The 16,801-nt window shown below is 50.2% G+C and carries 19 protein-coding genes; 1 reads left to right on the forward strand and 18 read right to left on the reverse strand.

All coding sequences use genetic code 11. The features are described from left to right. Positions 1 to 5 precede the first annotated feature (5 nt). The 6 genes from panC to bshB1 form a co-directional block, all read right to left on the reverse strand. The gene (gene panC, locus KNO69_RS07535) at positions 6 to 836 is read right to left on the reverse strand and encodes a pantoate--beta-alanine ligase (protein ID WP_214817183.1); all 831 of its coding nucleotides are present in this window, start codon (positions 834 to 836) and stop codon (positions 6 to 8) included. Further along, entirely contained in the window at positions 833 to 1,669 is an 837-nt protein-coding gene (gene panB, locus KNO69_RS07540) for a 3-methyl-2-oxobutanoate hydroxymethyltransferase (protein WP_214817186.1), read from the reverse strand. The genes panC and panB overlap by 4 nt, the downstream gene beginning before the upstream one ends. A gap of 225 nt (positions 1,670 to 1,894) precedes the next feature. Beyond that, the gene (locus tag KNO69_RS07545; RefSeq protein WP_078146751.1) at positions 1,895 to 2,857 is read right to left on the reverse strand and encodes a biotin--[acetyl-CoA-carboxylase] ligase; all 963 of its coding nucleotides are present in this window, start codon (positions 2,855 to 2,857) and stop codon (positions 1,895 to 1,897) included. After that, positions 2,830 to 3,969: a CCA tRNA nucleotidyltransferase gene (locus KNO69_RS07550; protein ID WP_214817188.1), complete on the reverse strand. Its 1,140-nt coding sequence runs from the start codon at positions 3,967 to 3,969 to the stop codon at positions 2,830 to 2,832. The genes KNO69_RS07545 and KNO69_RS07550 overlap by 28 nt, the downstream gene beginning before the upstream one ends. Then, positions 3,966 to 5,087 carry an N-acetyl-alpha-D-glucosaminyl L-malate synthase BshA gene (gene bshA, locus KNO69_RS07555; RefSeq protein WP_214817190.1) on the reverse strand — a complete coding sequence of 374 codons (1,122 nt, stop codon included), beginning with the start codon at positions 5,085 to 5,087 and terminating at the stop codon, positions 3,966 to 3,968. The genes KNO69_RS07550 and bshA overlap by 4 nt, the downstream gene beginning before the upstream one ends. Next, positions 5,084 to 5,767 carry a bacillithiol biosynthesis deacetylase BshB1 gene (gene bshB1, locus KNO69_RS07560; protein ID WP_015881484.1) on the reverse strand — a complete coding sequence of 228 codons (684 nt, stop codon included), beginning with the start codon at positions 5,765 to 5,767 and terminating at the stop codon, positions 5,084 to 5,086. The genes bshA and bshB1 overlap by 4 nt, the downstream gene beginning before the upstream one ends. 112 nt (positions 5,768 to 5,879) lie before the next feature. Between bshB1 and KNO69_RS07565 the strand changes: the two genes are divergently transcribed. Beyond that, positions 5,880 to 6,755 carry a YitT family protein gene (locus KNO69_RS07565; protein ID WP_015881483.1) on the forward strand — a complete coding sequence of 292 codons (876 nt, stop codon included), beginning with the start codon at positions 5,880 to 5,882 and terminating at the stop codon, positions 6,753 to 6,755. Between the two features lie 42 nt (positions 6,756 to 6,797). On the opposite strand, the gene KNO69_RS07570 is transcribed toward KNO69_RS07565, so the two are convergent. The 12 genes from KNO69_RS07570 to aroC all read right to left on the reverse strand — a co-directional run bounded on the left by KNO69_RS07570 (position 6,798) and on the right by aroC (position 16,799). Beyond that, positions 6,798 to 7,256 (reverse strand): GreA/GreB family elongation factor, encoded by a 459-nt coding sequence (locus KNO69_RS07570; protein WP_214817192.1) that lies wholly within the window; start codon positions 7,254 to 7,256, stop codon positions 6,798 to 6,800. Between the two features lie 64 nt (positions 7,257 to 7,320). Then, positions 7,321 to 8,004 carry a zinc metallopeptidase gene (locus KNO69_RS07575; protein ID WP_015881481.1) on the reverse strand — a complete coding sequence of 228 codons (684 nt, stop codon included), beginning with the start codon at positions 8,002 to 8,004 and terminating at the stop codon, positions 7,321 to 7,323. A 38-nt stretch (positions 8,005 to 8,042) separates the two neighbouring features. Then, positions 8,043 to 8,660 carry a DUF1405 domain-containing protein gene (locus tag KNO69_RS07580; protein WP_214817194.1) on the reverse strand — a complete coding sequence of 206 codons (618 nt, stop codon included), beginning with the start codon at positions 8,658 to 8,660 and terminating at the stop codon, positions 8,043 to 8,045. Positions 8,661 to 8,746: 86 nt separating this feature from the next. Next, positions 8,747 to 9,541: a menaquinol-cytochrome c reductase cytochrome b/c subunit gene (locus KNO69_RS07585; protein WP_015881479.1), complete on the reverse strand. Its 795-nt coding sequence runs from the start codon at positions 9,539 to 9,541 to the stop codon at positions 8,747 to 8,749. A gap of 33 nt (positions 9,542 to 9,574) precedes the next feature. Continuing rightward, on the reverse strand, positions 9,575 to 10,246 hold the full coding sequence (gene qcrB / locus KNO69_RS07590) for a menaquinol-cytochrome c reductase cytochrome b subunit (RefSeq protein ID WP_015881478.1): 672 nt from the start codon (positions 10,244 to 10,246) through the stop codon (positions 9,575 to 9,577). A 19-nt stretch (positions 10,247 to 10,265) separates the two neighbouring features. Then, complete coding sequence (locus tag KNO69_RS07595; RefSeq protein ID WP_015881477.1) at positions 10,266 to 10,766, reverse strand: QcrA and Rieske domain-containing protein; 501 nt, start codon at positions 10,764 to 10,766, stop codon at positions 10,266 to 10,268. A 110-nt stretch (positions 10,767 to 10,876) separates the two neighbouring features. Next, positions 10,877 to 11,317, reverse strand: a complete 441-nt coding sequence (locus KNO69_RS07600) for a YpiF family protein (RefSeq protein ID WP_015881476.1) — start codon at positions 11,315 to 11,317, stop codon at positions 10,877 to 10,879. Between the two features lie 161 nt (positions 11,318 to 11,478). Further along, positions 11,479 to 12,012 carry a ReoY family proteolytic degradation factor gene (locus KNO69_RS07605; protein WP_015881475.1) on the reverse strand — a complete coding sequence of 178 codons (534 nt, stop codon included), beginning with the start codon at positions 12,010 to 12,012 and terminating at the stop codon, positions 11,479 to 11,481. A 23-nt stretch (positions 12,013 to 12,035) separates the two neighbouring features. Continuing rightward, positions 12,036 to 13,310, reverse strand: coding sequence for a tetratricopeptide repeat protein (locus KNO69_RS07610; protein WP_214684456.1), 1,275 nt, complete (start codon positions 13,308 to 13,310; stop codon positions 12,036 to 12,038). Positions 13,311 to 13,339: 29 nt separating this feature from the next. After that, the gene (gene aroA / locus KNO69_RS07615) at positions 13,340 to 14,590 is read right to left on the reverse strand and encodes a 3-phosphoshikimate 1-carboxyvinyltransferase (RefSeq protein WP_214817196.1); all 1,251 of its coding nucleotides are present in this window, start codon (positions 14,588 to 14,590) and stop codon (positions 13,340 to 13,342) included. Beyond that, the gene (locus tag KNO69_RS07620) at positions 14,587 to 15,642 is read right to left on the reverse strand and encodes a 3-dehydroquinate synthase (protein ID WP_214817199.1); all 1,056 of its coding nucleotides are present in this window, start codon (positions 15,640 to 15,642) and stop codon (positions 14,587 to 14,589) included. The genes aroA and KNO69_RS07620 overlap by 4 nt, the downstream gene beginning before the upstream one ends. Continuing rightward, positions 15,636 to 16,799 carry a chorismate synthase gene (aroC, locus tag KNO69_RS07625; RefSeq protein WP_214817203.1) on the reverse strand — a complete coding sequence of 388 codons (1,164 nt, stop codon included), beginning with the start codon at positions 16,797 to 16,799 and terminating at the stop codon, positions 15,636 to 15,638. Before aroC ends, KNO69_RS07620 begins: the two co-directional genes overlap by 7 nt. Positions 16,800 to 16,801: the final 2 nt, after the last annotated feature.

Consider the following 16,801-nt stretch of genomic DNA (forward strand, 5'->3'; position numbering starts at 1 on the left):
TGGATTCATCCCTTCTTCCAAATCACATTATCAATCAATCGGGCCCGTTCAAACTGAATGGCCACCGCTAACAAGAGTTCGGTCGAGTCGCTCGAGACAGCACCGAGCGTCGGGTAATCGACAAGCTCGACGTAATCGATTTGACTGTTCGGAATCTCGTTCAAACGTTCAGTCAGCTGTCGTTTTACTTCATCAACTTGTTGACCTGTATCGAGTGCCTCTCGCGCCATCGTCAATGCGCTGAAAATCCGACTCGCCTCTACCGTTTCGACATCTGACAAATAGACGTTTCGAGAAGATTTGGCTAGTCCTGTCTCCTCACGAATAATCGGGCAGCGTCGAATCTCGACTGGAACGAAATAATCTCGGACGTATCCTTCGATGAGTGCCACTTGTTGAGCATCCTTCAGACCGAAATAAGCGCGTGTCGGTTGAACAAGGTTAAATAATTTTGAAACGATTGTCAACACACCATCAAAATGACCGGGACGACTCGCCCCACATAATACGTCCGCCCCGTGACGGACGGTCACACGCGCCATGTCAAGTGGATACATCGTCTCCGTCGTCGGATAGAACAAGACATCGACTCCCGCTTCACGTGCCAACTTCTCATCCCGTTCAAAGTCGCGGGGGTAACGGTCGAGGTCTTCATTCGGTCCGAACTGTGTCGGATTGACAAAAATACTCATGACGACGACGTCATTTTCCCGTCGTGCGTTTTCAACGAGGCTCATATGTCCTTCATGCAAATATCCCATCGTCGGCACGAAGCCAATCGTTTGATTCGTTGGTAAAGCACTACGTAATTCTTCGACGGTCGATACAATCTTCATCCTTTTCCTCCATACAATGAGTCGAGTAACGACTCATCCATTGTGAACGTATGACGTTCTAACGGGAAGTGACCGTTCTTCGTCTCTTCGACATAAGAACGGATAGCATCCGTCGCCAATTCATTCACGTCTGCATACGCTTGGACAAATTTAGGGAGACGGTCCACCCCATATTTCAATACGTCATGATAGACGAGCACTTGGCCGTCAACATCTGCACCTGCACCGATTCCGATGACAGGAATCGTCAATTCTTCTGCGATCCGTTTTGCCAATTGGTGAGGGACACACTCAAGGACGAGCATCTTCGCGCCAGCACGTTCCGCAGCCAAGCTATCTTGAAGGAGTGTCTCGGCAGCCTCTAGGGACTTCCCTTGTACTTTATATCCTTCTAGGACGCCAACCGATTGAGGGGTCAACCCTAGATGGGCGACACATGGCATGCCGACTTGTGTCAAGCGGTCAATCGTATGAAGCACGTCACCGGCCCCTTCTAGTTTGATGGCATCCGCACGGCCTTCTTGGAATAAACGCGATGCTGCCTGTAACGTCCGATCGAAGTCTCCGTGATATGACGCAAACGGCATATCTACCACAACAAACGTATTTTGTGCTCCGCGGCGTACCGCTTTCGAATGATGGAGCATGTCCTCCATCGTCACCGGAATCGTCGAATCATAACCAAGTACGACCATCCCAAGTGAATCACCTACTAAGATCAAATCGACACCGGCCGATTCGGCAAGTTTGGCTGACGGATAATCATATGCCGTCAACATGACGAGCTTTTCTTGCTCGTTCATTTTTTTTAACAATGTAGTCATCGTGTGCATCTGTTTCTCCTCCTTAACGTGGAGACAGGAAAGAATAAACGCCTTCTTACACAGATGGCAAGAAGGCGCACGAAAAACAAATTCATGGTTTTCATGAGTTAGTGTCCTTCTGTCCCTGTCATAATGATCAAGGCAGACAACTGAATGTGACAGTCTGCAAGCGCGGTACACTTCAAAAATTGATAGCGTCCGACACATTAAGTATAGTCGATGGTCTCGCTTTCATCAATCATTCCACACTGCAATCTCAGCAGAATAGACCGGTTCGACCGTTCCATCCACTTCGAGTAGCAACGCCCCCTCGTCCGAGATGCCACGCATGACACCTGTTCGCGACGTCCGGGACCCACTCAAGGTGACCGACTCATTTAAATAGGCGGCATGTTTCATCCAGTTCAAGCGAACGGGCGCAAATCCCACGTCAAGGAACCGATCGTATTCGGTCTCGAGTTCTGCCAACAGTTCTGCCAATAACTCACTGCGATGATACCGCGTCCCGGTCTCTAAATACAGGGAGGTCGCCCGGTGCGCCAACTCCGTCGGAATGTCATCGCCGTTGACATTCATTCCAAACCCTAAAATGACGGCTTGGATGCGGTCACCTTCCGTTTGCATTTCTGTCAGAATGCCTCCGATTTTCTTGCCATTTAGCAGTAAATCGTTTGGCCATTTGATGGTCACGTCAAGGTCACGTGCATTCAACGCTTTCGCAAACGCACTCGCCGCCATCAAGGTAAGCTTTGATGCGTCGCGAATGGGCAACTCCGGCCTTAAAATCACACTTGCCGCGATATTGACGTGCTTCGGATTGTACCAATTGCGACCGAGTTGTCCGCGCCCTGCCGTCTGTTCCTCGCTCATGACGAGCGTCCCCTCTGGCACGTGTTGTTGCGCCAGCTCATGGGCGATTCGTTGTGTCGTGTCGATTTGGTCAAACGCATGGACGATTTGACCGAACCGTCCCTTCCGATATGACGCAAACGCCGGTTCATCGAATCGGTCACTTTGCTCAAGCAATTGGTATCCTTTTCTTGGGATCGTATGAATCGCATAACCGTCTTGCTTAAGCGTTTCGATATGTTTCCAAATAGCGGTACGTGAAATATTTAATTGACGGGCCAACTCTTGGCCACTCCATACTTCACCATCTTGTAATAGCGTCAGAACACGCCCGCGCGTTGAAGCCATCGTTTCGCCTCCTCTTTCAATACTGTCTCATGGTTCGGTAACTCGTTTAAGATGACGCGTCGTTCGAGGTCGGCTAACAGATGCTTGATCGCTTCCCCTCGTGCCCCGAGCGCTAAGGCGTCCCGGCCGTTAAACTTTAACTCTTTCCTTGAAGTCATCGGGAGCGACTGTTTCAGTTCACGGCTTCGGTCTCTCTCCCCGTTCATTCGGAAATAAGTGGAGAGCGTCTGTTCATCCGTCGCATAAATCGTCATCCGGTCAAGCCCTGTCTCACAGAGCTGTGCAAGTGTGCGTGCCTCCCGTTTGATGGCGTTCGACCGTTTCCATGGCGATAGCCAGCCGTCATCCTGTGCATGATAGAGAAAGAGTGCCCACCCGCTGACCGCGTTCACAGGGGTCCGATTGTCCTCTTGGACACGCTGCATCAGTTCGGTCGTCACGTTTGGTAAATGACGATGAATGCCGAGCTCGACCATCTCACCTAGTGCTTTCTTGTACGCAGGTCCCGTCAACAGTTTCTCGAATTCGATTGCGATACGCTCCATCGCAATCTGTTCGAGCTTATGACCGAGCCCGCTCGCCGCTTCCCGCAACTCGTCATGTAAGGTGAAGTCGAGCTGTGACATGAAGCGAAGAGCGCGCATGATGCGAAGCGCGTCCTCTCCAAACCGTTCAAACGGACTGCCGACTGTTCGGATGATTCGTTCCTCTAAATCATGTTGGCCACCGAATAAATCGACCACTCGCCCATCATGGAACGCCATCGCGTTCATCGTGAAGTCCCTTCGTAATAGATCCTCTTCAAGCGACACCCCGAGTGCGACATGGTCCGGTCGTCTCGAATCCGAATATGACCCTTCTGAACGGAATGTCGTCACTTCGAACGGATGGTGGTCAATAATGACCGTGACGGTCCCATGTTCAATACCGGTCGGAACCGACTTCGGGAACAGCGCCATCACCTCCTCCGGGAAGAGGGACGTCGCCAAATCGATATCATCGGGCAGACTCCCGAGCACGTAATCCCGAACAGCACCACCGACGATATACGCCTCGCCCCCATGCTGTTCGATGGTGTCGATGATTTGTTTTGCATGTTCCCATTCTGTCATGATGTCACCACCTGTTCATACAAGCGCTCATATTCGGTCACGATGTCATGTGAGGCGAAACGCCGGGATTTCACCAATCCATTTTGTCGGAACCGTTCTCGAAGCTCACGATCGGTCAAGAGCCGCTCCATCGCAGAGGCGGCCTGGCTCGCATCCCCTTTTGGAACGACGAAACCGTCCTCACCGTCCGTGATCACTTCAGGTAGCCCACCCGCATCGCTCACGACAGAGGGCACACCTGTCGCCATTGCCTCGAGCGCTACGAGACCGAACGCCTCCTTGTCTGATAACAGGACGTGAACGTCACTGATTGCCAGAAGTGCGGCGACTTGTTCTTGTTTCCCGGCAAAAATGACCTGCTCTTCAAGCCCCATTTCCGTAACGAGTCGACGCATCGCACCCATGAGCGGACCGTCTCCGACGAGCAATAGTTTCTTATTCGGAACATCCATCTGATCGAACGCCTCAAGGACGAGGTCGACGCGTTTGACAGGACGGAAGTTTGAAATGTGGATGGCGACCCGGTCCTCATCCGACAAGCCGTACCGTTCCCGGAGTGTCGGGTCGAGTTGAGGCGTATACACCGATTCATCGATGAAGTTATGGATGACTTGGATCGGTAAATCACTGGCAATCCGCTCTTCTGTCTCTCGTTTCAAACTATGCGAGACCGCCGTGATCGCGTTCGATTGGCGCAATCCATAAAGAATGGCCGGTTTCAGTTCCTCGTCCTCACCGAGCACGGTAATATCGGTCCCGTGTAACGTCGACACGATCGGAGTCTTCACTCCCGCCATCTCGCGACCAAGCGCGGCACAAACGGCATGCGGTACGGCATAGTGTGCATGGATGACATCAAGCCCGAACGATTGGATGACGCTCGCGATTTTCGCTGAGAGCGTCATGTCGTACGGCGGATACCGAAAGACCGAATATTGATTGATTTCGACTTGATGGAACGTGATATTCGGGTGATAGGCGTTCAAACGAAACGGCATGCTGCTCGTAATGAAATGAACGTCATGTCCTCGGTCCGCAAGCTTCATGCCGAGCTCTGTCGCCAATATCCCAGAGCCTCCGACCGATGGATAACACAGAATCCCAATCCGATATGTCATGCGAGCTCACCTGCCTGTTTTACGACATACGGTCGAACGCGCTTCAAGCCTTCCGCATAAGCGACGCCAATCAAGCTCCCAAAATGGCGTTCACGGGCGATGACCCGTTCCACGTACGCATCGGTGAGCGGTGTCTTCACCCCATCGACCGGGGTGAACTGACTCGCGTAACATTGAAGCGCCCGTGTCTTCACTTCGATCGTGTCACTAATATCCACGCACACATCCGGTTCGACGTGAGCATTGATCATATATTGGTACACACTTTCCGGACGATATGCCTCGAGTTCGGGTAAGTACTTCCGAATCCCGGCATTAAACAGCGCCTCTGTCACGAGATGGGCGCAGGCCGCATGGTCCGGATGGCGGTCGACCTCATATGGATAGAGCAAGTGGGTTGGGCGCTCACGGCGAATCAAGGAAACGATTGCCTCGAGCTGCTCTTCTCCCCCGTCAATCCCCCGGTCTTTAAATCCTAGATTGATTCGACGGACACCAAGCACGTCATCAGCCGCACTTGCCTCCTGTCGTCTCGTTTCTACATCACCATTTGAAGAAAGTTCCGCTCTCGTCAAATCGACGTACACGACCTCAGTCTTCTCTTTCGTCCATTGGGCGGTCATGCCGGCGATCCCGATTTCGATATCGTCCGGATGTGCCCCGATGGCTACAACTTTCATCTACATCACCTCTTCTTTGAAAAGTATAGCCGACTCGTTTCTGAATGTCATATGTTCAGGGTAGTCAATCGAACTGTTTTTCGAGTACTCTATCTAAGGGGAGGTGAACCTGATGACGGTACAATTACCGATTCGTGTTCGAAATATTATTTTTATCTTAATAGGTTCTTTTATTTTTGCATTCGGCGTTTATCACTTCAACGTCCAAAACAATTTGGCCGAGGGTGGGTTCACCGGGATCACATTGATTCTCCGCGGACTATTTGATATCTCACCTTCTGTCACGAACTTGGCACTAAACATCCCGCTTTTTTTCATGAGTTACAAGTTGTTAGGTCGAACGACTTTCGTTTATACACTAATCGGGACGTTCTCCTTTTCACTTTGGTACGCACTCATCGCCAAGTATTCGACGCTCGTCATCGACTTGACGGATGACATGGTGCTCGCCAGTTTGTTCGCCGGTCTCTTCATCGGAGTCGGTCTTGGCATCATCTTTAACAATGGCGGGACGACGGGCGGCGTCGATATCATCGCGCGACTCGTACAACGCTATATCGGCTGGTCGATTGGGAAGACGTTTCTCATCTTTGACTTCTTTGTCATCGTCCTCAGTTTGACATACCTCGACATTCGAGAGGCGATGTACACACTCCTCGCCGTCTATATCGGGGCACGCGTCATCGACTCGATGCAAGAAGGAACGTATGCCGGTAAAGCGGCGATGATCATCAGTGACCACCGCACTGCTATCGCCGACGGTATTCATGCGACGATGAACCGCGGCACGACCCGACTGCTCGCGAAAGGCGGTTATTCGAACCGAGAACTCGAGGTCTTATATGTCGTCGTCGGCCGTAACGAAGTGAACCGTTTGAAGACAATCGTCAAACAGATCGACCCGCATGCGTTCGTCACGTTCCATCACGTGTATGAAGTCGGGGGCGAAGGGTTTACGTTCGATGAAAATCGGATGCCTTTGAAATAAGCAAAAAAATCGCCTCGTTCACAGGGATGAACGGGCGATTTTTTATGGTTCGATGTGGAGCACCTCGACTTGAATCGTACCTCCTGGCGTTTCGATTTGAATTGTTTGACCAATTTTCGCACCCATCAAACGACGACCGAGTGGCGATGTCACGGAGATGCTTCCTCGTTCTAGATCCGCTTCTGCCTCACTCACGATTCGATAGCGCTCGGTCTCTTCTTGTTGCATTTCCCGAATCACGACCTGATTTCCGAACGTCACGACTTCCGACTGAACGGATTCGACGATGGTCGCGTCGTCAAGGAGGCGATTCAGTTCTAATATATCCGCCTCGATCCGCTCATATTGACGTACCGCTTCAGTGTAGGTGACGTCTTCGCGGAAATCACAAAACTTTCGAGCTGTCCGCAACCGTTCACGCGCATCCGTCCGCTCTCTTCTTAGCATCGCAAGTCGATTTGTCAATTGGTGATGACCCGTCTCGGTCAGCTTCGGTTTCATTGACAACATTTCCTTTCAACAAAAAATTAAAAAATCCCGCCTACCGACGGGATTCCATTCAATCCTATTCCTCACGTGGCATAAAGACGATGAGTGCCAAACGAATGAGTTCGGCAACCGCAACGAGCGTTGCAGCGACGTAAGTCCAAGCCGCGGCATTCAACACTTTACGTGCACCAGTCTCTTCTGTCGCCGTCACGATTCCGTGAGACGTCAATTGCGCCATCGCTCGTTTCGATGCATCGAACTCGACCGGTAACGTGATCAACTGGAACACGACCGCCCCGAGCATCATGATGACACCGAGTTGAGCCAACCCGAGTGCCCCGAATAAGAAACCACCGAGCAACAATGGGAAAGACAAGTTCGACGTGATGTTGACGACCGGAACAAGACTATGGCGGACGCGCATCATCTTATAGTCTGTCGCATCTTGAATGACGTGACCAATCTCGTGCGCAGCGATCGCGGCAGACGAGATTGTCGACCCTTGATACACTTCGCGAGACAAACGAACGACTTTATTGACCGGGTCATAGTGGTCGCTCATGAGTCCATCGACCATTTCGATTCTCACGTTGTGCACACCGTTTTGTTTCATGATGAAATCAGCGACCTGTGCACCTGTGACACCGCTTTGGAGCGGTTGTTTCAAAAACTGCTTATACGTACTTTTCACTCGCATCTGGGCCCATAAGGGGATGAGCATGATCAGTGCAAGATAGAAAATATAGCCACCTAATGACATTTTCTATTTCACCTCTGCATGTATTTGATAATTTGATTTTACATTCTTATGACCTTATTTTCAAGTGATGGGCGTAGTACGAACGCATATCCCATAAAAAAACATAATCCGGTCAACCAGAAAGAGCCGTAGCCAATCCACATGATATGTTCCGCGAGTGACGGATAGCGCGGCCATTGACCGAGCACATAATCGACGACGTCATTATGAATTACCCAAATCAATGAACAGACAAACGAAGTAATGGTCCATTTCATGAATGGTGCGTAGATGAGTGCTTGAAGCGCCATCGCACCATGAGAGACCATCAACATGACAGCCATTAGGATGGTCAAGGTCGGCGCATCCGGTGGTAACGTACCGAGATACATGATGTTCATGATCACGGCCCAGACCCCGTATTTGACCAACGTGATGAAGGCGAGTGTCTCGAACAACGAGGAGCGCTTGTTAGCTAACCAAAGTCCGAGAACAATCGTAAAGAAAAATGATGCCGTCGGACTATCCGGTACGAACAGCCAATAGATGTACGGTGTGTCACGCAATTGAGGCTCATACCAGATATATCCGTAAATCGTCCCTCCCAAGTTGATGATCAATAAAACAGTCAGTACAATCCGATGCATCAAGAACGGTTTTAAAAACATGGGGTTCATTATCTCAATCCTTTTTCTTCAGTTTATCGTATGCGTCGTGCAGAAGTAAAAAAGTGTAGCCCGATATCCAGGCTACACTTGAAGACTTACTTGTTATTTTCGCCGCCTTCACCGTATGAAGCGATGAACTCAGACATGGCTTGGAGATCTTCATCTGAACCGTCCCACTGACCAGCTGGCATCGTACCGACACCGTTGACCGCGATTTCCGCGATTTCTTCAGCCGTATACTGTGTGCCGACGAGTGCTGGAGCCGCTGCTCCACCTTCTAGGTTTTGACCGTGACAGTTGACGCAAGATTGAGCTGAATAAATCTCATATCCTGGAGCCGCTGTATCGATTTCAGGACCTTCGCCTGGAATTTGAAGCTCACCTTGTGCATGGACTTGATCCCAGTGTGTCGTTTGAACAGATTCCCAAGTCAAGTAGAAGACCGAGAGAATTCCAAGTAACATGAAACTGATCGCGACTGGACGTTTCGCCGGTCGACGCTCGAGACCTTGGTCAAGCCATGGTGCAACGAGAAGTGCCGTGAACGCCAAGCCTGGAATAATGACTGTACCAAGTAAGATCCAGTCCCCAGCAGCGAATTGATATTTGAGTAATTGATACAAGAACAAGAAATACCAGTCCGGCAACGGAATGTATGACGTGTTCGTTGGATCGGCGATATTTTGAAGCGGTGGTGCCTCGACAATTGTCAAAGCGATGAATCCGATCAAGAAGACCGACCCTACCATCCACTCTTTAAGCAAGAAGTTCGGCCAGAACGCCTCTGTGCGTCCTGGGTATTCTGAATAGTCTTTTGCAATGTTTTGTTTCCGATTCGAGATTCCTACTCGAGAGTCGGTTACAAATTTCATCCCTTTACCGCGATGCATATCGTTTCTCCTCCTTTTTCTCCTCGAATCGGCTTATAGCGGTCCAGAAACCCCTTGTTTACGAATCATCAAGAAGTGGGCTCCCAATAGTCCGAACAATGCCGCCGGTAAGAAGAAGACGTGAATTGCAAAGAATCGTGCGAGTGTGCTCGCCCCGACAATCTCACCACCAGCGAGAAGTGTCTTCGCAATACCACCGATAACCGGTACACTTTCAGCGATTTGAAGCGTAACTTTCGTTGCGAACAATGCCTTCATGTCCCATGGAAGCAAGTATCCCGTGAGTCCGAGCGCCAAGACGACGAAGAACAAGAGAACACCAACGACCCAGTTGAGCTCACGTGGCTTCTTATACGATCCCGTGAAGAACACGCGGAGCGTATGTAAGAATAACATGACGATGGCTACAGATGCGCCCCAGTGGTGCATCCCACGAACGATTTGTCCGTGTGCGATCTCATTTTGCAAATAATATACCGACGCGTGCGCGTTGATGATGTCTGGTACGTAATACATCGTCAAGAACATCCCTGAAAGGATCTGTATGACGATTGTAAAGAACGTCAAACCGCCAAAACAATAGACAAATGCAGAGAAGTGATGAGCAGGGTTGACGTGTTCCGGTACTTCATGGTCTGCGATATCGCGCCAGAGCGGTGTGATGTCTACGCGTTCATCGACCCAGTCATAAATTTTTTGTAACATCGGCTAGTTCCCCCTCTCATTACTGAGCGACTGGACTACCTAGATATAGGAAGCCGTCTTTTTCTTCTTTTTCATAACGTGCAAGCGGTGCTGTCGGTGGTGTACCTGGGATGTTGGTTCCATCTTTTTCATAACGTCCCAAATGACATGGACAGAAGAATTCTGTTGGACGAGTCGGGTCACCAGCGTAGGCTACCTGACAACCTAGGTGTGTACAAATCGGAGAAAGCGCGACAATCTCGCCACTATCTGTTTTGTAAACCCATGCTGAAAGCGTTTCTTCAAATTCATACCAAGCATCTTGTGTTTGTTTCTTAAAGTCGACACGTTGCGGCTCAGTCGTGATGTCATCAAGACTCATTACTTTTACTTTGTCGCCTGCACCGGATTTTTTCAAAACCGGATCAATCGCAAAGTTGACCATCGGACTGATCAATGTTGCCGCCATAAAGCCACCTACTCCAGTCAATGTGTACGTTAAGAACTGACGGCGCGTGACTTTTGACCCATTTTGAGCCATTTCGTTCCCCCCTCATTCGTGTGCATAACCCCATAATTCTTTATGCATTCTTCACAAAAATTTCTCACTCAACAAAATAGTATATCAATAAAACCTCTACGTCAACCGCTTCATGTCGCCATCCAACGGCTCGAAAGTTCCGTGATGACTTGCGTCGCAAAATTCTGGACCATCGTGTGCGCCTGATCGCTTGACATCGATCCAAGCGCGAGCGGCGGTACGAACAAAACCGGCAAATCAAATGCTTTGAAACGGACGTCTGACGCGATAAACAATACGTGAGAAAATCCGGATGAATTTGCTTTCGCCACCACATCCTGCGCCAACTTCACACCAGCTTCCACATCGGTGTAACTGATGGTCGGGCTGAGCATCGTTCGACCAGATAATTGACGTTCTGTCTCAGCCGTGACGGCATGAATCACTTCATAGCTTTCGGCTTTACGAACCATATCTTCACCAAACGCCAATTCTGCGAGCGGAACGATGAGCGTATCGACGTATTGTCGTTCGGCAATCGAGCGGAGTGCCCCTTGACTATCGAACCTCATCTTTTCCCTCCTCTCCTTCATATCTCATCATGTCTATTGTAGCGTACATGACTTCGCTCACCTTTCAAAGTTATGAACGAACTGTGAAATAAATGTGTATTCCTACGTAATTAATATACCAAAAAACAAGCGCCTACCGGAACGGAAGCGCTTGTTTTTTTTCAAAATAATTTAGATGCTCGCACTTGATGAAGTTGAGTCGTCAGATTGCGGAATAAATTCTCGTCTCGTCGGTCGAGCGCTTTATCGATTTCAATCAGCAATCGCTCTTCTTCAAATTGAGCAACCGATGCTTGAATGACCGTTTGAGCAGAGGAAGAGACTTCGTCTCTCACTTCTGCCACTGGTTCAAACGGATTCTGTTCGACGATGTCGACCCAGTTCTCATCGATCATCATGCCTTGAAAATTTAACTCTACATAGATTGGCCCATCGTGTAGACGGATGTCATGATAAGCCTTCTCAGGATTCATGGTCACAAGGTCTCCCCGTCGGTATCGAAACGGTTCACCGTCAAACCCGTACGCTGTCATCACGAGACTTCGTGGTGAGACTGAAGCGTTTGTCACGAAATGAACGTTGCCAAGCTTTTCAGGATGTCTTAACCAATAGTCAAGAATCCACTTTGCTTCACGTTTCCGAAGCGTATGATGAGCGACGAATCGCTTCAAAAAATTACGTTTCCGCTCGACCATCTAACCTCATTCCCTTCCCTTATTCATTCTACGTCATCAGACAATTGTTCGAGCTGTTCTTCGAGCAATTGGCGATCATCGAGATCGACCACCAATGCAAGCGATTGCTCGACCACACGTCGCGCATCTTGTCTACGACCTTCCTCTATCAACAGTGTAGCCCATTCCGTCACAAATGACACGTCCTCTTTCATCATCGGCTCAATTGAGGCATACAGACTGACCGCTTCGTCATACGCTTCGAGCTCATATTTCGCCTTCGCCTTGTACCATGTCATGAGCGGCGACGTCGTATGATCTTCTAGTGCATCGATGGTTTCGAGAACGTCATCGAATTCTCCTGCTTCAAATAAAATCGACAAGAGCAATTCTGTCGCTTGTAACGATTCTGGATTTAACACGAGCGCCTCACGCAGTTCTTTAATGGCACCGTCCCGATTTCCGAGTTTGAGAAGCAGCCTTGCTTTGACGTGCCGCAGTTCATCATTATAATCGTCGCGCGTGATGCCTTGATCGACGATCTCGATGGCCTCTTCCGTTTGCCCGATTGCATCGAGTGCCTCGGTATAAGGCAAGTAGAGCGACGTGAAGTCTGGGTCCATCGCCTGAAGCTCTTTGAACTGCTTGATCGCCACTTCCTCACGTCCGATCCGATGAGCCGTCATCGCATGACCGAAGACGGTATTCAAATCACGATGTGTGGCCCGCTCGTATTCCTCGAGCGCCTCTTCAAACGACCCGACCATCGTGAGGGCCTCCGCGTAATCCGCTTGATAGTCGATTTCAGCCGGCAACTTCATCTTCGGAAGTCGCGCATAGAGTGGAATGGCTTGTTCAAATGAACCGGTCGAGGCATACAATTCAGCCAATCCATAAATGAGTAAAGGTTCATCCGGATTTTTCTCGAGCGCCTCCATCAGTTTCTTCACTGCCACTTCATCCAATCCTTGCGATTGATACAGGTCAGCGAGGAGGACGAGGCTCCTCACTTGCGTATCTGCGTCATCCGATTTGATTTTTTCAAGCACGGCAATCGCTTCCTCTTCACGGTCACTATCCAAATACGCTTCCGCTAGCGATAAGGCGACATTCGGGTCTCCCTCATAGTCGACGTATAGCTTTGAGAGAACGGCTGTCGCTCGGTCGGCAAGACCTAACTCTAAATAGAGGTCAGCGATAGCTAAACGGTCATCATCCGACCCTTCCTTCTCAAGTTCTTCTAAATGCATGAGTGCATGTTCCGTCTCACCTGACTCAAGCATCTCGATTATATGTGTTAAAGCTGATTCATCTAGCATGGTTCGTCCTCCTGGGCTTCGGTTTGTCGTTATTCTATCTTACGTTGAACCCGTTGTAAATCTTCACGGAATCGAGGATAACTGACATCGGATGCCTCGATCCCCTCGATGTGAACGGCTTCATCGGTCATGAGTGACGCAATCTGTAACATCATGGACAAGCGATGGTCTCCGTAAGTCGAGACATCTCCTCCATGAAGGCGACTCGGATTGACGATGAATCCGTCCTCAGTGCCGACGATGTCCACACCTAACTTCCGTAGTTCTGAGACGACCACGTCAATCCGGTCAGTTTCTTTCACGCGCAGTTCCTCTGCGTCTTTCACGATGGACGGTGAATTCGCTTGAGAGGCGACGAGTGCGAACAGGGGTAATTCATCAATCTGTGAAGGAATTAAATCCTTTTCGACGACTGTGCCGGTTAGCTCACTCGTCGTGACTGTGACGTCTCCGACTCGTTCTTCACCGACCAATCGTTCGTTCGAAATAACGACATTCGCACCCATCCGTTCAAGCGTACGTAAAAATCCAATCCGTGTCTCATTCAAACAGACGTCCTTCGTCGTAACCGAACTATCTGCCACCATGGCTGCCCCTGCCCAGAAAAACGCAGCCGATGACGGGTCTGCCGGTACGTCGACCGTACATCCGGTCAATGTCGAGGGTTCGACACGGATGACGCGTAACCCTTCTTCGTTTACAATCGACAGCTTCGCACCGAATAGGGGCAACATGCGCTCGGTATGGTCTCGTGACAACATCGGTTCTCGAACAACCGTCGTACCCGAGGCACGTAAGCCGGCGAGTAGGACGGCCGACTTCACTTGGGCGCTCGCGACCGGTAACGTATAGTCAATCGATCGAAGCCCCGTCCCTTCGATGACGAGAGGCGCCATATCCCCGGTCACATGTGCACCCATGTTTCGTAAAGGCTCGGTAACGCGGCGCATCGGACGTCTAGATAACGATTCATCGCCTACGAGCTCAAACGACCCGTTATAGCCGGACAAGAGTCCGATCAGTAGACGCATCGTCGTACCTGAATTCCCACAGTCTAGACGTGCCGAGCGCGGAGACTCGATGCCTTTAATGACTAGTTCGTCTTGCAGTTCTGTCACGTCGGCTCCAAGTGATCGAATCACCTCGAGCGTCGAACGACAATCGGCACCGAGGAGTGGATTTCGCACGTGCGTCGTCCCGTTCGCCATCATCCCGAATAACAGTGCCCGATGTGTGATGGATTTATCACTCGGTACACGGATAGAACCGTTTAAACTCATCGTTCCCACCATCCTTTCATCTGTTCAAACGTATGTCGAAGATGTTCGTGCTGTACCGACTCCACAGTGATCGTTTCACGAAGTAACACAAAACGAATTACACCATGACGGTTCTTTTTATCCAGCATCATTTTTTCCACGTAGTGGTCGAATGGTTGCCAATCGATCGGCGTGACGTCGTTCGAACGCATCCAATTGAACAATCGCTTCGCTCGAACTTCATCTCCTGACACGAGGAAAGCGAACACCATCCCGTGTAAAACCGCTTCCCCATGTGGGATACGATAGGCTTCCACCGATTCGAGGGCATGACCGAACGTATGCCCGAAGTTAAGCCAAGCACGAATGCCTTGTTCTCGCTCGTCCGTCTCGACAATGGTTTGTTTCACTCGAATCCCACGGGCAAGCCACGACACCCAATCCAATCGCTCATTCTCGCTCAAGTCTAAAAACAAGTCGTCCTCGAAAGAAGATTCGAGGACGTAACGTGATAAGTACGCATGTTTCAATAACTCACCGAGACCGCTTCGCACTTCCTGGACGGGCAAGGTATTCAGTCGACTGACGTTGTAATAGACGCCTGACGGTTGATAGAACGAACCGATTGCATTTTTCGCAAAGGGGTGATTGACTGCCACTTTGCCTCCGACGGCCGAATCGTGAGCCAAAATCGTCGTCGGCACTTGTATGTATGGAACGCCTCGCATGTAGACACTTGCTAGAAAACCAGCCAAGTCGCCGATCATTCCACCGCCAAAGGCGACAATCAGTGTTTGGCGGTCACATCCGTGGCGCAACCCTTCTGCGACAAGCTGCTCGAGCTGAGATAGCGATTTCGACGCATCACCTGCTTCGACGACGGACGAGACGACGTGGGAATGGGTCAGATTCAACGTAGAACGGAACGACTCTCCGTAAAGAGACTCGACATGTTTATCCGTAACGACCCATAACATCGAATAACTGGACCAATCAACTGAATCGATCCAACGATCCTGATTGTCCAAGACGACTTCGTATGGGGTCGATGCTGAGATTGAAATTGTTACCATACTCGCAACTCCTCCCGATACTCATCGACCCGATGTTTGATTCGTTCCATCGTGTCGTGCCCGAACGTCTCACAAATTTCCTTCGCGACTTCAAATGCGATGACTGCCTCAACGACAAGGGAAGCGGCAGGCACAGCGCACGAGTCACTCCGCTCGATTTGAGCCAAAAATGCCTCTTTCGTATCGATATCGACCGATTGTAAGGGTTTATAGAGCGTAGGAATGGGTTTCATGACGGCTGAACAAAGGATTGGCATCCCCGTAGTCATGCCCCCCTCAAATCCACCGAGATGGTTACTGAGTCGCGTATACCCATCATTCCCGTATGCGATCGGGTCCATCACTTCAGAACCCGGACGATACGCCATTTCAAACCCTTCACCGAATTCAACACCTTTAAATGCGTTGACACTCATGACCGCTTGTGCGATTTTCGCATCCAGTTTACGGTCATACTGCACATACGAGCCAAGTCCCGGTACAACACCATGTACTTCTGTACACACGATTCCACCAATCGAGTCTCCATTTGCCTTTGCCTCATCGATGCGACGCATCATCCGCAACGCGGCCTCTTCATCTAACGTACGTACCGGTGAGGCATCAACGACCGCTTGTGCTTCTTGAAGCGAATCAAATGTGCACGACTCCGCCCGTTCCCCACCAATCACTTTGACATAACTAAAGAGGGATACCCCTACTTGTTGAAGGAGTTGCTTACAGAAAGCCCCGACCGCTACACGAGCTGCTGTTTCCCTAGCGCTTGAGCGCTCCAATACGTCACGTAAGTCTCGATGGTCGTATTTCATCCCACCGACCAGGTCAGCATGTCCAGGTCTCGGTCGAGAGACGCGGCGTTTCACTTCGATATCGCTTCCAATCGGTTCAGCCTGCATGACGTGTTTCCAATGCGTATGGTCTTTATTCTCAATCCAAAATGTGATGGGTGCACCTGTGGTCACGCCATGCCGTATGCCCGAGCGAACTTCTACCTGGTCGGACTCGATTTGCATGCGGCGCCCTCTACCGTAACCCGATTGACGTTTTTTTAACTCTGCATTGATTTGCGCAATATCGATCGCGAGTCCGGCTGGGGAACCTTCAATGATGACCGTCAGACCGGGACCATGTGATTCACCAGCTGTCAAATAACGCATCC

Source organism: Exiguobacterium sp. s131 (assembly GCF_018617345.1).
GTDB lineage: Bacteria > Bacillota > Bacilli > Exiguobacteriales > Exiguobacteriaceae > Exiguobacterium > Exiguobacterium profundum.